Source organism: Streptomyces sp. NPDC001770, from assembly GCF_053596135.1.
In genome coordinates, this window is the sequence record NZ_JBSFFN010000035.1 from 16,873 (window position 1) to 31,483 (window position 14,611).

Consider the following 14,611-nt stretch of genomic DNA (forward strand, 5'->3'; position numbering starts at 1 on the left):
CTGACGGCCGATGCCCTCGCCGCCACGGACGGGGAGGGAAAGCGAGTCTCGTTGTTCGGGAGTCCTTCCCTCGAATGCCGGTCAGGGCCCCTCCTGCACCGGCCGGGATAGCGTCCTCGGATGAATCTTCATCTCATCAACGACGTGCCCGACGGTCTGACCCGACGAGCGCGAACCTTTGTCGGCACGCATGGCGTCAAAGTAGACGTTCGCCCCGTTGAGGAGCATCGGGAGTGGTGGCTCGAACGAGACGTTCCACCAGCGGTGATTGATCGGATGGCCTCCTACCAAAACCGATGGGGCGGTCTGCTCCTGCCACCCGCACCGAAGTACGACGGAGGCCCGAAGTACCTCGATCCGGACTCGCCGGAGGAGGACTCCGCAGGATGGTGGTTCGAAGCCGGAATGCAGCGGACCGCGGTCCCCTACTCGTTCATGATCAGTCCGTCCGGCGAGTTCGGCATTCAGGCAGAAGAGTGGGCCCCCCTCCACGCAACCATCGAGGGTTGGGTGGAGTCGGTGGCCCTGGCCCACCACGCGTCCAGGTGGGCGAAACAGGTCACCAAGCTCGTCGGAGATGACGTCTCCAACATCGACTTGACGGGTTACGTGCAAGTACGCGAGGTGACGGGCCTGACGGACACCTGGTGGCGAGGGCAAGGTTCGTTGATCGCTCTCTACAGCGGTGAGGCCGCTGCGCTGAACTTCCCCAGAGGCCGCACTGCCGTGATCTACTCCGGCCTCGACGATTGGGGGCTGCGAGGAGGTGTGGACGACGACGGCTGACGTGGCGTCCACCTCATCTCGGTTGCGGTTCAAGCGAGGTTGGCACGGTGTCCGTCAAGAGGCGATCGATAGTCTCTTCGTGTGACCGCCAACGAAGATCGCCAGTTTCCCGACGCCCTTGCCGCTGCGATGGCAGTTCGGATTGAGTGCATCGGCGAGGACGGGGTCGACTTCGAGCCCTATGAGTACTTCCTGTCTGCCGATGAGACCACTGACTGGTTTCGCGCGTGGACAGGAAACGCCGAGGTGAACGGAGACGGCTTCCGCGTCTTCGGCCAGGACGGCACCGGCGGTTACGCGGCGTTCTGGCTGGTTCGGCCGGGTAGCGGGCTCGCACAGCAGCCCATCGTTTTCCTGGGCTCCGAAGGGGAGACAGGCGTCGTCGCCAGCAACCTGGCTGCCTTCCTGTGGCTTCTGGCTGACGGCTTCGGCCCGTGGGAGGCTGCCACTTCGGACGAGCTCGAGCCCGATTGGGCTCCACAGGTCAATCGTGGCCTGGCGGCTGTTGCGGAGCGTTTCGCTCCGGACCACCGTGCAGCGGCCGCAGCGATCATCGCTCAGGCTGCTCACGAGTTCCCCGACTTCGAGGACACCATCGAGAAGCTCTGCCGTTGAACCCGGACCGATGCCCTCGCCGCGGTGGCCGACGAGGGCATCAGCTCGGCGTCAGCGGCGTCGACCGCGGTCTTCAGCCCTCCTCGCTACTGGGGCGGCCGAAGTGACTTGCGCGGAAGGAACCAACGACGCCTGCTTGAAGGTGCTTCGGCTGCGAGCCGCGGGTATCCGTCGATTCGGCTGGGCGGTGACACGCCAGTTCAGGATCTCGGCGGGGTGCTCGGCGCTGTCGAGTTCCCGCTCGGTGCCCACCTCAGCCAGGAGGTGGCCGGCATTGTGACCCTCGGCTTCGGCACGGGCGAGGGTCGTGGTCAGCGCAGGCCAGGAAGGGTCGGCCATGATGCGGTCGGCGTGGTCGGGGAGGGTCGCACGCAGGTCCTGCTCGAAGCGGCGGGCGGTCTCGGCTCGTGGGGCGCGCCGGGTCAGGTCTGCCAGGACGGGTGTGGCGGCCTGCTGGTAGCCGGCTTGGAGGTGGCGGAAGGCTTCGTCGGCTGCTGCCGCTTGCTGTTGGTGGCCGCGCTGCTCGTGCCACTTGGCGGCGGCGCGGGCCAAGTGCACGGTGGCGAAGAGCAGGGCGATGGCGAGTCCGCCGGGTTCGTTCGAGGTGTAGGCGAGTTCCTTGGCGGCTTGGCGTAGTGCGGTGGCTGCTTGGTGGTCGGCGCGGGTGGCGGATCGGCGGGCGCGGTTGAAGGCCGAGGCGGCTGCGCGCAGCTCCGTGCGGTGCGGGCCGGGTGTGGCGGTGGCGATGTTGTAGAGGACGTCGCCGAAGGCGGCGAGGTGGGCTTGGGCGGCGGCATCGTCGTCGGAGTCGAGGACGGTGTGCGCCGTCTGCATCACTGCGATGGTGTGCTGCCAGGGCTCGGCGGGATCTGCCGCGAACCTAGGGCGGTCGACGACCTCCTGGTCGGGGAGACGCTCGCGGAGGCGGTTGATGGAGAGGTCGGGGGCGAGTTTCGAGCCGCCGTACCAGACGGGTTCGCCGGCGCTGTTGGTGTCGCCGGGTGCGGCAAGGCTGTAGCCGATCACGTCGCCGCTCTCGGGGCCGAGGCGTGTCTTGACCTTGATGCCGAGGGACTGCAGCACGGTGAAGTAGTCGGCCTCGGTGTGTACGGCGGCGGCGACCGCGTAGGCCCGCTCCCGCAGCCAGTGCCGTGCCGTCACGGTCTGGCCCTGGCGCTCGGCCTTGGCGCGTTCGGCGCCGGTAGGGGTGCCGGGGGCCGTAAGGTCGCCGGACTTCAGACGGCGCAAGCCGAACTCGGCTTCGATCCTGCGGCACTCGGCTTGGGCACGTCGGCCGCCTTGATGGGTGCGTGGGCGGCGGCCGTCGGCGCGGACGGTGGTGGCCATGATGTGGATGTGGTCGTCGGCGTGGCGTACCGCGATCCATCGGCATGCCTTCTCGTCGCCGTCGGGGGCGATGCCCGTGGCGTGCACGACGCGGCGGGCGACCTCGGCCCACTCGGTGTCGGTGAGGTAGCGGTCGCCGGGCGCGGTGCGGACCGGGCAGTGCCAGACGTGCTGTGGCGGCTTCTTGCCGCCCAGCTCGCGGGTGCGGAGGTCTACGTGATGGTCGAGTCGCCTGGCGAGCTGGGTGTAGGTGGCTGCCGGGTCGCGGCCGGGGTCCGGGGCGCCGACCATGTCCCAGGCGGCGACGATGTGGGGGTTGGTGTGCTCGTCGCGGCGGCCGGGGCCGAAGAGGTAGGCGATCAGTCCGCGACTGTCGGAGCCCGTGGAGACGTCAGGAACCATGAACCATGCCTTCCGCCAGGAGCTGGTCGATTAGGCGGAAGCTGTTCTGTGCCGCTTGCTCGACGCGGTCGAGAACCGCCTCGGCGCGCTCTGGCACGGTTCCTCGATTGATGGCCGCGGTGATCTGGTTGAGGTTGCCGCCGATGCGGTTCAGCGCGACCGTGTGCGCCTCGACCGCTTCGATCAGCGGGCGCAGAGGATCGTCCTCCGGGCTGCCGGCCAGTCCGGCCTTGCCCTGGGCCACGGCCAGGGCGGCGTCCCCGACGAATCCGGCGAACCTCTGACCGCGCTGGTGAGCGGCGGCGCTGATCAACTGGACGGCGGTGCGCGTGAACCGGATGGTCTTCTCCTGGTCGCGCTTCTCCACGGTGCGCTTGCGGTTCATCTGCGCGGGCAGGGCGGGGGCGTCGAGATCCCGCCAAGAGGGCTGCTCGACGAGCGGTGGGACATCGGCGGGCGTACTGCGAGGAACGGGGTCGGCTGCGGGCCGACAAGAGTTGCCAGCCACTCCCTCTTCCGGCTCGGGCGCCCCCCGGCGCTCGGCCTTGCCCCCCGCCACCCCCGGGGCGGGGGCAAGCGCGGACGAAGCCTCGTTAGAGGCTCGTTCGCTCCAGCTTGCTGCTGATCGTCGGGTGAGCCTGAACAGCTTCCCGCGGCGGCGAGAGGTGGTGTCGTCGGCTTTCGATTCGGGCATGGTGGTGCTCCGTCAGTCGTGAGGGGTGGTGTCGTCGCATCCGTCGCATCCGTCGCGTGGCTGGTCAGCACAGGTACGGAGAGGGCCGCAGGTACGGAGTGATCCGTAACGGCGAGGAGATCCGTCCCCGCGCTGACCTGCGCGGGGACGGATGCGACGGATTGATGCGGACCTGGTGTCAGCGAGCGACCCGGGGGCCTGCGGGCCCGCGCGGCGGGCCGGCGGGAAGCGCCCCGGACGGAGGGGAAGGCGGCAGGCCCTGGGCCGGCCGCGCGAGCGCGGCCCTTCCAACTACGGAACCCGGTTCTCCGGGGCCAGGGCAGTAGCGAGCCCAGGCGTCCACGAACTGGTTACGGGCGTACGCCTTGGCCTGCCTGCCGTTCTCGAAACGGTAGTTGGCCGGGCTGATACCGAAATCGCGCAGCAGATTCGCCAGGTGGTAGGCGTTCAGGCCCTTGGTGCCGTACTCCGCCCATGGAGCCTCGGCGTCCTGGATGAGGACGGCGAGCAGGTCCTGGCTGCGCAGTGCCTCCTTGCCGCTCTCCTGGTCGAAGACACGGCGGATGTCACGCAGCAGCCGCGTCTTCAGCGTCGTCTGCTCGTCCTGGGCCACCTCGTTGCGCGTCATCGCCAGACAGGCGGCACGTGCCCGCGCGGGCCAGTGCCCACCGGCAAGATCGGCGACGATGACGAGCGGCTCCCATGTGTCGGCGGCGCGGTCCTCGACGGGCATCTTCGGCACCGCGCCCGCGACGGTGCCGCGCAGCGGGACCAGCCAGTCGGCCAGCCGGTCGCGAAGCGCGTGCAGTTCCGGCACGGAGTACCGCGAGCGGAACGGGGTGATCCGCTCGCCCGGCTTCCGCTTCTGCATGCGGATGACGATCGCGCGGTCCATGATCGTGTCCGGCAGGTCGCCGATACCGGCCAGCGCCGCCATCGCGAAGGTGGGGAACGCGGTCGGCTTGTGCTCCGGCCCGGAGATCCGCCAGGCCGGCCGGTTGCGCTGGTGCCCGGCGTTCAGCAGGCCGCGCAAGTCCTCCTTATCGCCCGCCTTGGGCCCGAAGATGGTGTCGGCCTCGTCCACCAGCAGCGTCGGCGGGTTCTTGCCGATGACGCGGAAGACAACCGCCGGGGAGGTGTTCACCGTCATCATCGGCTGGTGGACGGTCTCGTAGAGAACGTCCAGGAGACGGGACTTGCCGCACCCCTTGGTCGGCCCGACCACCGCCAGTCGCGGCGCGTGCTGGAGGCCGGGCTGGATGTGGGAAGCCGCGACCCAGAGCGTGACGGCGGTCAGGGCCTCGTCGCTCGGCAGCACCACGTACCGACCGATCGCCGTACGGAGATCGTCCAGCAGCCCGCTGCCCTCGCCTGCCGCCCCGCCACCGTCTTGGGCTTCTGATCCGCCTGGAGCAGGATCGCCTGCGCTGTCCGGCAGATCGGGTGTACTCCGATTCGGAGCATCGGAGGTCGCGCCTCCCGTGTCGGGGCGTGGTTCCGTCCGCTCCTCGCCGTTCCGAGGCAGACCCTGGCCCGGGATCGCGATCGGTGGCCAGGCAGCACCGGATGCCTTCGAGGTGGCGGGGGACGTAGAGTCCTTCATAGATGTTCCTCTCGGGCGGGGGCGAGACGGGCAAGGCCTCGCCCCCGACCAGTTCGTTCAGGGATGGGCGACGTGCAGGGGAATCTCCGGCCCTCGGAGTAGGCGCGCCGAGGGCCTTTGCTGTGTCCGGACGGGCCGGCGGCTCATGAGGCCAGGCCCCAGTCCTCTCCGCCGTCGATCAGCGCGCGCTCGTAGCGCAGCAGTTCGACCTCGGGGTAGAGCACTCGCTTGCCGACCTTGATGCCGCGCGGCCCCTTCTCGAGATGGCGCCAGTAACGGACGGTGCTCTCGGCGGTGCGGTAGCGCTCGGCTACCTCGGCGGTGGTCAGGTATCGCATGCGTTCCCATTCGGCTAGATGGTGATTCGATCTGCATAATCAGTACCTCATGATCGGCGGTTAGCCAAAACGGGAAGCCCATGTTTCAATTTGGATAGCGACGGTCGCGACGGAGGTTCGATGGCAAGCGAGAAGGCAGAGGGTGGCGAAGTGCCGCTGCTCTACAGCGAAGGCAACGTGGCGGGCCGCGTGGCCCTGGAGCGCGAGGTCAGAGGGTGGAGCACGACCGAGCTGGCCGAGCGCGTGACCAGAGCCGGCGTGAAGATGAACCAGACCGCCGTCTGGCGCATCGAGAACGGCTCGCCCCGCCGGCGGATCAACCTCGATGAGGCGCTCGCCTTCTCCCGCGTCTTCGAACTCCCCCTCGAAGAGCTGATGTCACCGCCCTTGGAAGGGCTCAACATCGACAGTCGACGGCTCGTCCAGGAAGCCGTAGAAGCGTTCTACGAAACCCGCGACGCCCGCGACCGCCTGCACCGCGCCGTGGTCGCGGTCGCCGACCACATCAAGACCCACCCCGACAGCTCACGCGCGATCAACGAGCAGTGCCTCCGCCTCATGGGCGACGAGCGGGACGCTCGCACCCTCACCAGCGACATCGAGGACGGCGGCCACTACTGACAACCAGCACGAAGGAGAAGCCACTTGGCGAACATCCAGAAGCGACCCAACGGCAAATGGCGTGCCCGCTACCGCGACCTCGACGGCAAGGAGCACGCCCGCCACTTCGACCGCAAGATCGACGCCCAGCGCTGGCTCGATGAAGTCACGACCAGCGTGGTCACCGGGCAGTACGTCGACCCGCGCTCGGCGAAGAAGCCCTTCAAGGAGTACGCGGAGGAGTGGCGGGCCAGCCAGCCGCACCGGCCGTCGACGGCCAAGGCCGTAGCCCAGCACCTACGGTGCTACGCCTACCCCGTCTGGGAGAAGCGAGCACTCGGCGCGATCAAACCCGGTGACGTGCAGAGCTGGATCACCAGCCTCACGACCACCCACAAGCTCGCCGCGAGCACCTCCCGCACCGTCTTCAACACGGTCAACGCCGTCTTCCGGGCAGCACTCCGCGACCGCATGATTCCGCACAACCCCTGCACCGACGCGAAGCTGCCCTCAGTCCCGAGGAAAAAGGTCGTACCCCTGGCCGTCGAGCAGGTGCGGACGCTGGCCGAGGAGATACCCGGACGCTACAAGGGCCTGGTTCTGCTGGGCGCATGCACGGGGCTCCGCCCTGGCGAGCTCTTCGGTCTCCAGCTCCGGCACGTGGACCTGTTGCACGCCACTGTCTCGGTCGAGCAGCAGATCCAGCAGACCGCCAAGCACGGCGTGTACGTCTGCCCGCCCAAGACCGATCGCTCGCACCGCACGGTCCCGCTCCCCCGCGTGGCGGTGGACGCCATGAAGGCCCACCTGCGGGACTTCCCCGCCGATGGGCCCGAGAGCTGGATCTTCACGGCACCGCAAGGCGGGCCCGTGGTCTACACGCACTTCATGGACGGGTCCTGGCGGCCCGCCTGCGCGAAGGCCGGCATAGCGAAGGGCACCGGACCCCACGCTCTCCGGCATCACTACGCCAGCCTGCTGATCAAGCACGGCGAGTCTGTGAAGACCGTCTCCGAGCGCCTCGGCCACACCAACGCGGCCATGACGCTGAACATCTACACCCACCTGTGGCCCGACTCCGAGGAGCGGACCCGGGCCGCCGTCGACAAGGCGTACGCGGACCAGTCCGCCGAGGCTCAGCCACAGGTCGACGAAGCGGCGTAACTGCTCCCCCCGCGTGCCGGACCCCTCCAGCACGCTGCGGACTCCGTGCGGACCGCAAAGGCCGCCCAACCCACTCCGTCGCAGGTCAGACGGCCTTTCGCCGAACGTATTAGACGTTGAAGCGGAACTCCACCACGTCCCCGTCCTGCATGACGTACTCCTTGCCCTCCATGCGGGCCTTGCCCTTCGCGCGGGCTTCGGCGACGGAACCGGTCTCGACGAGGTCGGCGAAGGAGATGATCTCCGCCTTGATGAAGCCCTTCTGGAAGTCGGTGTGGATCACACCGGCCGCCTCGGGGGCCGTGGCGCCCTTCTTGATCGTCCAGGCACGGGTCTCCTTGGGGCCTGCCGTGAGGTAGGTCTGGAGGCCCAGGGTGTCGAAGCCGACGCGGCCGAGGGTGGCGAGGCCGGGCTCTTCCTGACCCATGGACTGGAGGAGCTCCAGGGCCTCCTCGTCGTCCAGCTCGATGAGCTCGGACTCGATCTTGGCGTTGAGGAAGATGGCCTCGGCCGGGGCGACCAGGGCGCGCTGCTCGTTCTTGAAGTCCTCGTCGACCAGCTCGTCCTCGTCGACGTTGAAGACGTAGAGGAACGGCTTGGTGGTGAGGAGGTGCAGCTCGTGGAGGAGGCGGCCCTTCTCGGTGGCGGCGGTGATGCCGGCGGCGAAGAGCGTCTGGCCGGACTCCAGGATCTTCTGGGCCTCCTCGACCGCGGCCAGGACGGCGACCTTCTCCTTCTGGAGGCGGGACTCCTTGGTGAGGCGCGGGACGGCCTTCTCGACGGACTGGAGGTCGGCGAGGATCAGCTCGGTGTTGATCGTCTCGATGTCGTCCTTGGGCGAGACCTTGCCGTCCACGTGGACGACGTTCTCGTCCTTGAAGGCGCGGATGACCTGACAGATCGCGTCGGACTCACGGATGTTCGCGAGGAACTTGTTGCCCAGGCCCTCACCCTCGCTCGCGCCGCGCACGATCCCGGCGATGTCCACGAAGTCGACCGTGGCGGGGAGGATCTTCTGGGAGTTGAAGATCCCCGCGAGCGTGTTCAGCCGGGGGTCGGGCACGCCGACGACGCCGACGTTCGGCTCGATGGTGGCGAACGGGTAGTTGGCCGCCAGTACGTCGTTCTTGGTCAGGGCGTTGAACAGGGTCGACTTGCCGACATTCGGCAGACCGACGATTCCGATCGTGAGCGACACGTTGGCGACTTCCTGGAGTGAGGACGGGGCGGAGGGGCGGGGCGTGCCGGGGCGGGCCCGGCAGTGGACCGATTCTCCAGTTTACGGGCGGGGCCGACCGTGCCGTCACGGGTCCGGCGGAGGGGCGCGCGGAGGGCGGCAGGAGGACCCTCCCGGTGCGTATCACGCCGAGAAGACACCGAACAGGGCCCTCATTCGGCCGTGTGACGTCGAACGCAGCCCCAAGCTCGGCCAAAGCGCGTGTCCAACGCCTGATTCACCCTGTTCCGCGACCTACGTTGTCCAGGTGGAGCAGCACAGGACTCGTCCCCCGCAGCGCAGGAAGCCCCAGGAGCCCTCGGCGGCCCCGGCCCTTCAGGGCGGCGGCGCCCCTCTCGCCGAGAGTTCGGCCGTTTACCGGGTGGTCGGTACGCCCGGCGCGCGGCGGAACGTGCCTCCCGTGGTGCTGGCGCTGCGCAGATTCCCGAACCCCCGGCTGACCGGGATCGGCGCCGGGCTCTTCGCGGCCGCCGCGATGTTCGTGCTGGCCTGCCTGGTGTGGTTGCTGTTCGACGCGTCCACGCTCGTCTACGGGGTTCTGTTCGTACCGGTCAGCGCGCTCACCGCGCTCTGGGTGCGGCCCGCCGACCTGGTGACCGCGCCGATCAGCGTGCCGATCGCGTTCGCCGTCGGTGTGCTGCCGGTCGCCGGGGGCGACGGCGGGCTGGGCGGCCGGCTGATGGCAGTGGTCACCGCGCTCGCGGTGCACGCGGGCTGGCTGTACGGGGGCACGCTGGTGGCCGGGGTGATCGCGACCGTACGCAAGGTCCGGCAGATGCGGCAGCGACAGCTGCTGCTCGCCGCCAGGGCGCTCCGGCCGGCCGGAGCCGGACAGCAGGCCGGACAGCAGGCCGGGCAGGGGGCCGGGGAGCGGAACGCGGGCGCCGACGTACGGCCGGAGGACCGGCCCCACCCGGAGGACGCCCCCCGCCCGGGCAGGCGACCCCGGCCGGAGAAGGCGCCGGAGAAGGCGCGTCCCGCGCCGGGGGTGCGCGGTGGCCCCGTCGGACAGGGCTCGGCCCGCCGCACTCCCCAGGCGTAGGAACAGGGGCCCTGCCCGCAGCGGACCGGGCCCCGCCCGTAGCAAGTCCGTCCCGCTACTTCCCCGCCGCGCGGGCGGCCATGGCCGCGCCGACGATGCCGGCGTTGTTCTGCAGCTGCGCCGGGACCATCTCCGCCCGTACGTGCTTGATGAGCGGCAGGAACTTCTCCGCCTTGCGGCTCACTCCGCCGCCGATGATGAAGAGCTCGGGCGAGAACAGCATCTCCACGTGGGCGAGGTACTTCTGCACCCGGTGCGCCCAGTGTTCCCAGTTCAGGTCGTTGTCCTCCTTGGCCTTGGTCGACGCGTGCTTCTCCGCGTCGTGGCCGTTCAGCTCCAGGTGGCCCAGCTCGGTGTTGGGCACGAGCCGGCCGTCGGTGAAGAGGGCGGAGCCGATGCCGGTGCCGAAGGTGAGCGTGATGACCGTGCCCTTGCGGCCCTTGCCCGCACCGAACGTCATCTCGGCGACGCCCGCCGCGTCCGCGTCGTTGAGGATCGTCACGGGACAGCCGAGCCGCTCGGAGAGGAGCGCGCGGGCGTCCAGGTCGACCCAGCCCTTGTCGACATTGGCGGCGGTACGGGTGACGCCGTCGGTGACCACACCGGGAAAGGTGATGCCGACCGGCCCGGACCAGTCGAAATGGCCGACGACCTCGGCCACGCAGTCGGCCACGCCGTCGGGTACCGCCGGGTGCGGTGTCAGCACCTTGTGGCGCTCCTGCGCCAAGTCCCCACGATCCAGGTCCACGGGAGCGCCCTTGATCCCTGAACCGCCGATGTCCACGCCGAAGATCTCCATGGGAACACGGTAAGGGCAGCGGGCGTCCCGCACGTCCCGAGCGGGCGGGACGTGCGAGAACGCTCCTGTTGAACGCGTGCGAGAACGCTCCTGCCGGCAGCGTGGGTGGAGCGTTACCCCTGGGCGAGTGCGGCGGCCTCGGCGCGCAGGTCGCGGCGGAGCTCCTTGGGCAGCGAGAAGGTGATCGACTCCTCGGCCGTCTTGACCGTCTCGACGTCCGCGTAACCGCGCTCGGCGAGCCACTCCAGCACGCCGTCGACGAGGACGTCGGGGACGGAGGCGCCGGAGGTCAGGCCGACCGTGGTGACGCCCTCCAGCCAGGCCTCGTCGATCTCGGAGGCGAAGTCCACCAGGTGGGCGGCGGGGGCTCCGGCGTCCAGGGCGACCTCGACCATGCGGATCGAGTTGGAGGAGTTCTTGGAGCCGACGACGATGACCAGCTCGGCGTCCTCGGCCAGCTTCTTCACGGCGACCTGGCGGTTCTGCGTGGCGTAGCAGATGTCGTCGCTCGGCGGGGAGAGCAGGTTCGGGAACTTGTTCTTGAGGGCGTCGACCGTCTCCATCGTCTCGTCCACCGAGAGCGTGGTCTGGGAGAGCCAGACGACCTTCGACTCGTCGCGGACCTCGACGTTGGCGACGTCCTCGGGGCCGTCGACCAGGGTGATGTGGTCGGGGGCCTCGCCGCTGGTGCCGATGACCTCTTCGTGGCCCTCGTGGCCGATCAGGAGGATGTCGTAGTCCTCCTTGGCGAAGCGGACGGCTTCCTTGTGGACCTTGGTGACGAGCGGGCAGGTGGCGTCGATCGTGGCGAGCCGTCGCTCGGCGGCCTCGGCGTGGACGGTCGGGGCCACGCCGTGCGCGGAGAACATCACGATGGAGCCCTCGGGGACCTCCGCGGTGGTCTCCACGAAGATCGCCCCCTTCTTCTCCAGGGTCTGCACGACGTACTTGTTGTGCACGATCTCGTGGCGCACGTAGACCGGGGCCCCGTACTGCTCCAGGGCCTTCTCGACGGCGATCACGGCACGGTCCACGCCCGCGCAGTAGCCACGGGGCGCGGCGAGCAGGACACGGCGGGCAGGGGTTGCAGTCATGCGTCCCATCGTAAGGCCGTACCGAACAGGCGCGGGCTCGGCCGGGTCGGGAGACTGGGCCGTGATCACCGGGGTACGAGCCCGCCCGCGCCGGCGGGCCCGCCGCCGGGCCGGACACCATGGAGGGCCGATGCCGGGAACGGAAACGGGCAGCAGCGCGCGGAGCGGACTGCGCCGCACGCTCGGGTTCAGGGACCTGGTGGTCTACGGGCTGCTGTTCATCGCCCCGATGGCCCCGGTGGGCGTGTTCGGCACGCTGGACGCGAAGTCGGGCGGCGCGGTGGCGCTGGTCTACGTCGTGGCGACGGTCGTGATGGCGTTCACGGCGTTCAGTTACGCGCAGATGGTGCGGGTGGCGCCGAAGGCCGGGTCGGTGTTCACGTACGCCCGCAAGGGGCTCGGCGAGGTGCCCGGGTTCATCGCGGGGTGGATGGCGATGCTCGACTACCTGCTGATCCCCGCGGTCGCCTACCTCTTCTCGGGTATCGCGATGAACGCGCTGGTCCCGGAGGTCTCGCGGTGGGTGTGGACGGCCATCGCGGTGGTGCTGACCACGGCGCTCAACCTGTGGGGGGTACGGGCCGCGGCGCGGGTCGGTTTCGCGGTGCTCGCGCTGGAGATCGCGGTGCTGCTGGTGTTCGTGGTGTCGGCGGTGGTGGTGCTGGCGCGGGACGGTGCGCAGCGCGGCTGGCTGACGCCGCTGACCGGTGACTCCGGGTTCTCGACGGCGGCGGTGATCGGGGCGGTGTCGGTGGCGGTCCTCTCCTATCTGGGGTTCGACGCCATCGCCTCGTTCGCCGAGGAGGTGACGGGCGGGTCCGCGAAGGTCGCGCGGGCGGTGCTGTTCTGCCTGGTGATGGCGGGGGCGCTCTTCGTGGTGCAGTCGTATCTGGCGGCGCTGCTGGAGCCGGTCTCCTCGGCGGAGCTGGCGGCCGATCCGGCGGCGCAGGGGTCTGCGTTCTACGACGCGGTGGACGCCTCGGTCGGCACCTGGCTGCACGACCTGGTGGCGGCGAGCAAGGCGGTCGGGGCGGCGTTCGCGGCGCTGGCGGGGCAGGCGGCGGCCGGGAGGCTGGTGTTCGCGATGGCGCGGGAACGGCGGCTGCCGTCGCTCCTGGCGCGGATCGACCCGAAGTCGGGGGTGCCGAGGGTCGCGGTGCTCTGTGCGGCGGTCGTGACGCTGGTGGCGGCGGTCTGGGCGGCCCGGCGCGACGACGGGCTGGACCACCTGGTGTCCGTGGTGAACATCGGCGCGCTGACCGCTTTCGTGCTGCTGCACGCGTCGGTGGTCGGCTGGTTCGTGGTCCGCCGGATGGAGGGCGAGCCGAGCTGGTGGCGCCATCTGGTGGTGCCGGTACTGGGTGCCGCGGCGCTGGTGGCGGTGATCGTGGAGGCGACGACGAGCGCGCAGGTGGTGGGTGCCTGCTGGTTCGCGGTGGGGCTCGTGGTGGTGGCGGTGCAGGGCGGCCGGCGCCCCGGTGGCGACGCGGAGACCATGGGCCGGGGCGGGGGTACCCGGCCCGGGACCTGAACGGGCGCTTACCTGGACGGGCGCGGTGCGGGAGTGCGCTCTCGTACCCGCACGGTCGCGGTGCGTGAACGGGCCCGGTGTCGGCGGTGGCGGCTACGCTCGCCCGTATGGCTCTCAACACGTCCGCGGAAGCGCCGCTGCCCGTCGGTGAGGTGTCCCGGCTCATCGGCGGCTGGATCGACCGGCTCGGCGCGATCTGGGTCGAGGGACAGATCACGCAGCTCTCGCGGCGGCCGGGCGCGGGCGTCGTCTTCCTGACCCTGCGTGACCCGGCGCACGACATCTCGGTGAGCGTGACCTGTTTCCGGCAGGTCTTCGACCGGATCGCGGACGTGGTGACGGAGGGCGCGCGGGTCGTGGTCCTGGCGAAGCCGGAGTGGTACGCGCCGCGTGGGCAGCTCTCGCTGCGGGCGACGGAGATACGCCCGGTCGGCATCGGTGAGCTGCTGGTCCGGCTGGAGCAGCTGAAGAAGGCGCTCGCCTCGGAGGGGCTCTTCGCGCTGGACCGGAAGAGGCCGCTGCCGTTCCTTCCGCAGCTGATCGGGCTGGTCTGCGGGCGGGCGTCGGCCGCCGAGCGCGACGTGCTGGAGAACGCGCGGCGCCGCTGGCCCGCGGTCCGGTTCGAGGTGCGCAACACCGCCGTGCAGGGCGTCCACGCGGTCAGCCAGGTGGTCCAGGCCGTCCAGGAGCTGGACGCGGTGCCCGAGGTCGACGTGATCGTCGTCGCGCGCGGCGGCGGCAGTGTGGAGGACCTGCTGCCGTTCTCGGACGAGGCGCTGATCCGGGCCGTCGCCGCCTGCCGTACGCCGGTGGTGTCCGCGATCGGGCACGAGCCGGACTCCCCGCTGCTGGACCTGGTCGCGGACCTGCGCGCGTCCACGCCCACGGACGCGGCGAAGAAGGTCGTACCGGACGTGGGCGAGGAGCTGGACCGGGTCCAGCAGCTGCGGGACCGGGCGCTGCGGACCGTACGCGGGCTGCTGGAGCGCGAGGAGCGGGGGCTCGCGCACGCGCTCGGCCGGCCGGCGATGGAGCGTCCGCACCGGCTGGTGGACGAGCGGGCCGCCGAGGTGGACGCGCTGACCGGGCGCAGCCGCCGGGTGCTGGGGCACCTGCTGGACCGGGCCGACTCGGAGATCGCGCACACCCTGGCCCGGGTGGTGTCGCTCTCCCCGGCGGCGACCCTGGAGCGCGGTTACGCGGTGCTCCAGCGGGCGGACGGTCATGTGGTGCGCTCCCCCGAGGAGGCCGGCGCCGCCGGTGAGGTGCTGCGGGCGCGGGTGTCGGAGGGCGAGTTCGCGGTACGGGTGGAGGGGTGAGCCGCCTCCGGCACTCCGGCCGGCCCGGGGGCCGTGGCCG

At 70.2% G+C, this 14,611-nt stretch carries 14 protein-coding genes; 7 read left to right on the plus strand and 7 right to left on the minus strand.

All coding sequences use genetic code 11. The annotated features are described in order from the left end of the window. Nucleotides 1-120 precede the first annotated feature (120 nt). Nucleotides 121-786, plus strand: a complete 666-nt coding sequence (locus ACWCSV_RS27095; protein WP_451146502.1) for a hypothetical protein — start codon at nt 121-123, stop codon at nt 784-786. An 81-nt stretch (nt 787-867) separates the two neighbouring features. Continuing rightward, on the plus strand, nt 868-1,401 hold the full coding sequence (locus tag ACWCSV_RS27100) for an SMI1/KNR4 family protein (RefSeq protein ID WP_451146504.1): 534 nt from the start codon (nt 868-870) through the stop codon (nt 1,399-1,401). 51 nt (nt 1,402-1,452) lie between these two features. Here ACWCSV_RS27100 and ACWCSV_RS27105 read toward each other — a convergent pair whose 3' ends face one another. From ACWCSV_RS27105 to ACWCSV_RS27120, 4 genes are all read right to left on the minus strand, one after another. Continuing rightward, on the minus strand, nt 1,453-3,150 hold the full coding sequence (locus ACWCSV_RS27105) for a relaxase/mobilization nuclease domain-containing protein (RefSeq protein WP_451146506.1): 1,698 nt from the start codon (nt 3,148-3,150) through the stop codon (nt 1,453-1,455). Then, entirely contained in the window at nt 3,140-3,709 is a 570-nt protein-coding gene (locus ACWCSV_RS27110; RefSeq protein ID WP_451146649.1) for a hypothetical protein, read from the minus strand. Before ACWCSV_RS27110 ends, ACWCSV_RS27105 begins: the two co-directional genes overlap by 11 nt. Before the next feature lie 313 nt (nt 3,710-4,022). Continuing rightward, nucleotides 4,023-5,447: a DUF3631 domain-containing protein gene (locus ACWCSV_RS27115; protein WP_451146508.1), complete on the minus strand. Its 1,425-nt coding sequence runs from the start codon at nt 5,445-5,447 to the stop codon at nt 4,023-4,025. A gap of 143 nt (nt 5,448-5,590) precedes the next feature. After that, a complete protein-coding gene (locus ACWCSV_RS27120; RefSeq protein ID WP_451146510.1) occupies nt 5,591-5,785 on the minus strand; it encodes a helix-turn-helix transcriptional regulator in 195 nt (64 codons plus the stop codon). A gap of 120 nt (nt 5,786-5,905) precedes the next feature. Here ACWCSV_RS27120 and ACWCSV_RS27125 point away from each other — a divergent pair, with 120 nt between their 5' ends. Both ACWCSV_RS27125 and ACWCSV_RS27130 read left to right on the plus strand, forming a co-directional pair. Further along, nucleotides 5,906-6,406: a helix-turn-helix transcriptional regulator gene (locus tag ACWCSV_RS27125; protein WP_451146512.1), complete on the plus strand. Its 501-nt coding sequence runs from the start codon at nt 5,906-5,908 to the stop codon at nt 6,404-6,406. A 24-nt stretch (nt 6,407-6,430) separates the two neighbouring features. After that, the gene (locus ACWCSV_RS27130; RefSeq protein WP_451146514.1) at nt 6,431-7,549 is read left to right on the plus strand and encodes a tyrosine-type recombinase/integrase; all 1,119 of its coding nucleotides are present in this window, start codon (nt 6,431-6,433) and stop codon (nt 7,547-7,549) included. 109 nt (nt 7,550-7,658) lie between these two features. Here ACWCSV_RS27130 and ychF read toward each other — a convergent pair whose 3' ends face one another. Next, nucleotides 7,659-8,747: a redox-regulated ATPase YchF gene (gene ychF / locus ACWCSV_RS27135; RefSeq protein ID WP_386887593.1), complete on the minus strand. Its 1,089-nt coding sequence runs from the start codon at nt 8,745-8,747 to the stop codon at nt 7,659-7,661. A gap of 286 nt (nt 8,748-9,033) precedes the next feature. Between ychF and ACWCSV_RS27140 the strand changes: the two genes are divergently transcribed. After that, complete coding sequence (locus ACWCSV_RS27140; protein ID WP_451146516.1) at nt 9,034-9,828, plus strand: DUF6542 domain-containing protein; 795 nt, start codon at nt 9,034-9,036, stop codon at nt 9,826-9,828. Between the two features lie 55 nt (nt 9,829-9,883). Here the strand turns inward: ACWCSV_RS27140 and ppgK are convergent, their stop codons facing one another. Together ppgK and ACWCSV_RS27150 are read right to left on the minus strand one after the other, a co-directional pair. Beyond that, nucleotides 9,884-10,627 carry a polyphosphate--glucose phosphotransferase gene (gene ppgK / locus ACWCSV_RS27145; RefSeq protein ID WP_451146518.1) on the minus strand — a complete coding sequence of 248 codons (744 nt, stop codon included), beginning with the start codon at nt 10,625-10,627 and terminating at the stop codon, nt 9,884-9,886. Nucleotides 10,628-10,740: 113 nt separating this feature from the next. Beyond that, nucleotides 10,741-11,730 carry a 4-hydroxy-3-methylbut-2-enyl diphosphate reductase gene (locus ACWCSV_RS27150; RefSeq protein ID WP_451146520.1) on the minus strand — a complete coding sequence of 330 codons (990 nt, stop codon included), beginning with the start codon at nt 11,728-11,730 and terminating at the stop codon, nt 10,741-10,743. Nucleotides 11,731-11,851: 121 nt separating this feature from the next. On the opposite strand from ACWCSV_RS27150, the gene ACWCSV_RS27155 reads away from it, so the two are divergent. Both ACWCSV_RS27155 and xseA read left to right on the plus strand, forming a co-directional pair. After that, nucleotides 11,852-13,252 (plus strand): APC family permease, encoded by a 1,401-nt coding sequence (locus ACWCSV_RS27155; RefSeq protein ID WP_451146522.1) that lies wholly within the window; start codon nt 11,852-11,854, stop codon nt 13,250-13,252. A gap of 107 nt (nt 13,253-13,359) precedes the next feature. After that, nucleotides 13,360-14,571, plus strand: coding sequence for an exodeoxyribonuclease VII large subunit (xseA, locus tag ACWCSV_RS27160; RefSeq protein ID WP_451146524.1), 1,212 nt, complete (start codon nt 13,360-13,362; stop codon nt 14,569-14,571). The last annotated feature ends 40 nt before the right edge of the window (nt 14,572-14,611 follow it).

Bases quoted from the DNA above. Each gene is read 5' to 3' on its own strand.
- ACWCSV_RS27095 (WP_451146502.1), top strand. From the start codon at position 121: ATGAATCTTCATCTCATCAACGACGTGCCCGACGGTCTGACCCGACGA.
- ACWCSV_RS27105 (WP_451146506.1), bottom strand. From the start codon at position 3,150: ATGGTTCCTGACGTCTCCACGGGCTCCGACAGTCGCGGACTGATCGCC.
- ACWCSV_RS27115 (WP_451146508.1), bottom strand. From the start codon at position 5,447: ATGAAGGACTCTACGTCCCCCGCCACCTCGAAGGCATCCGGTGCTGCC.
- ACWCSV_RS27120 (WP_451146510.1), bottom strand. From the start codon at position 5,785: ATGCGATACCTGACCACCGCCGAGGTAGCCGAGCGCTACCGCACCGCC.
- ACWCSV_RS27125 (WP_451146512.1), top strand. From the start codon at position 5,906: ATGGCAAGCGAGAAGGCAGAGGGTGGCGAAGTGCCGCTGCTCTACAGC.
- ppgK (WP_451146518.1), bottom strand. From the start codon at position 10,627: ATGGAGATCTTCGGCGTGGACATCGGCGGTTCAGGGATCAAGGGCGCT.
- ACWCSV_RS27150 (WP_451146520.1), bottom strand. From the start codon at position 11,730: ATGGGACGCATGACTGCAACCCCTGCCCGCCGTGTCCTGCTCGCCGCG.
- ACWCSV_RS27155 (WP_451146522.1), top strand. From the start codon at position 11,852: ATGCCGGGAACGGAAACGGGCAGCAGCGCGCGGAGCGGACTGCGCCGC.
- xseA (WP_451146524.1), top strand. From the start codon at position 13,360: ATGGCTCTCAACACGTCCGCGGAAGCGCCGCTGCCCGTCGGTGAGGTG.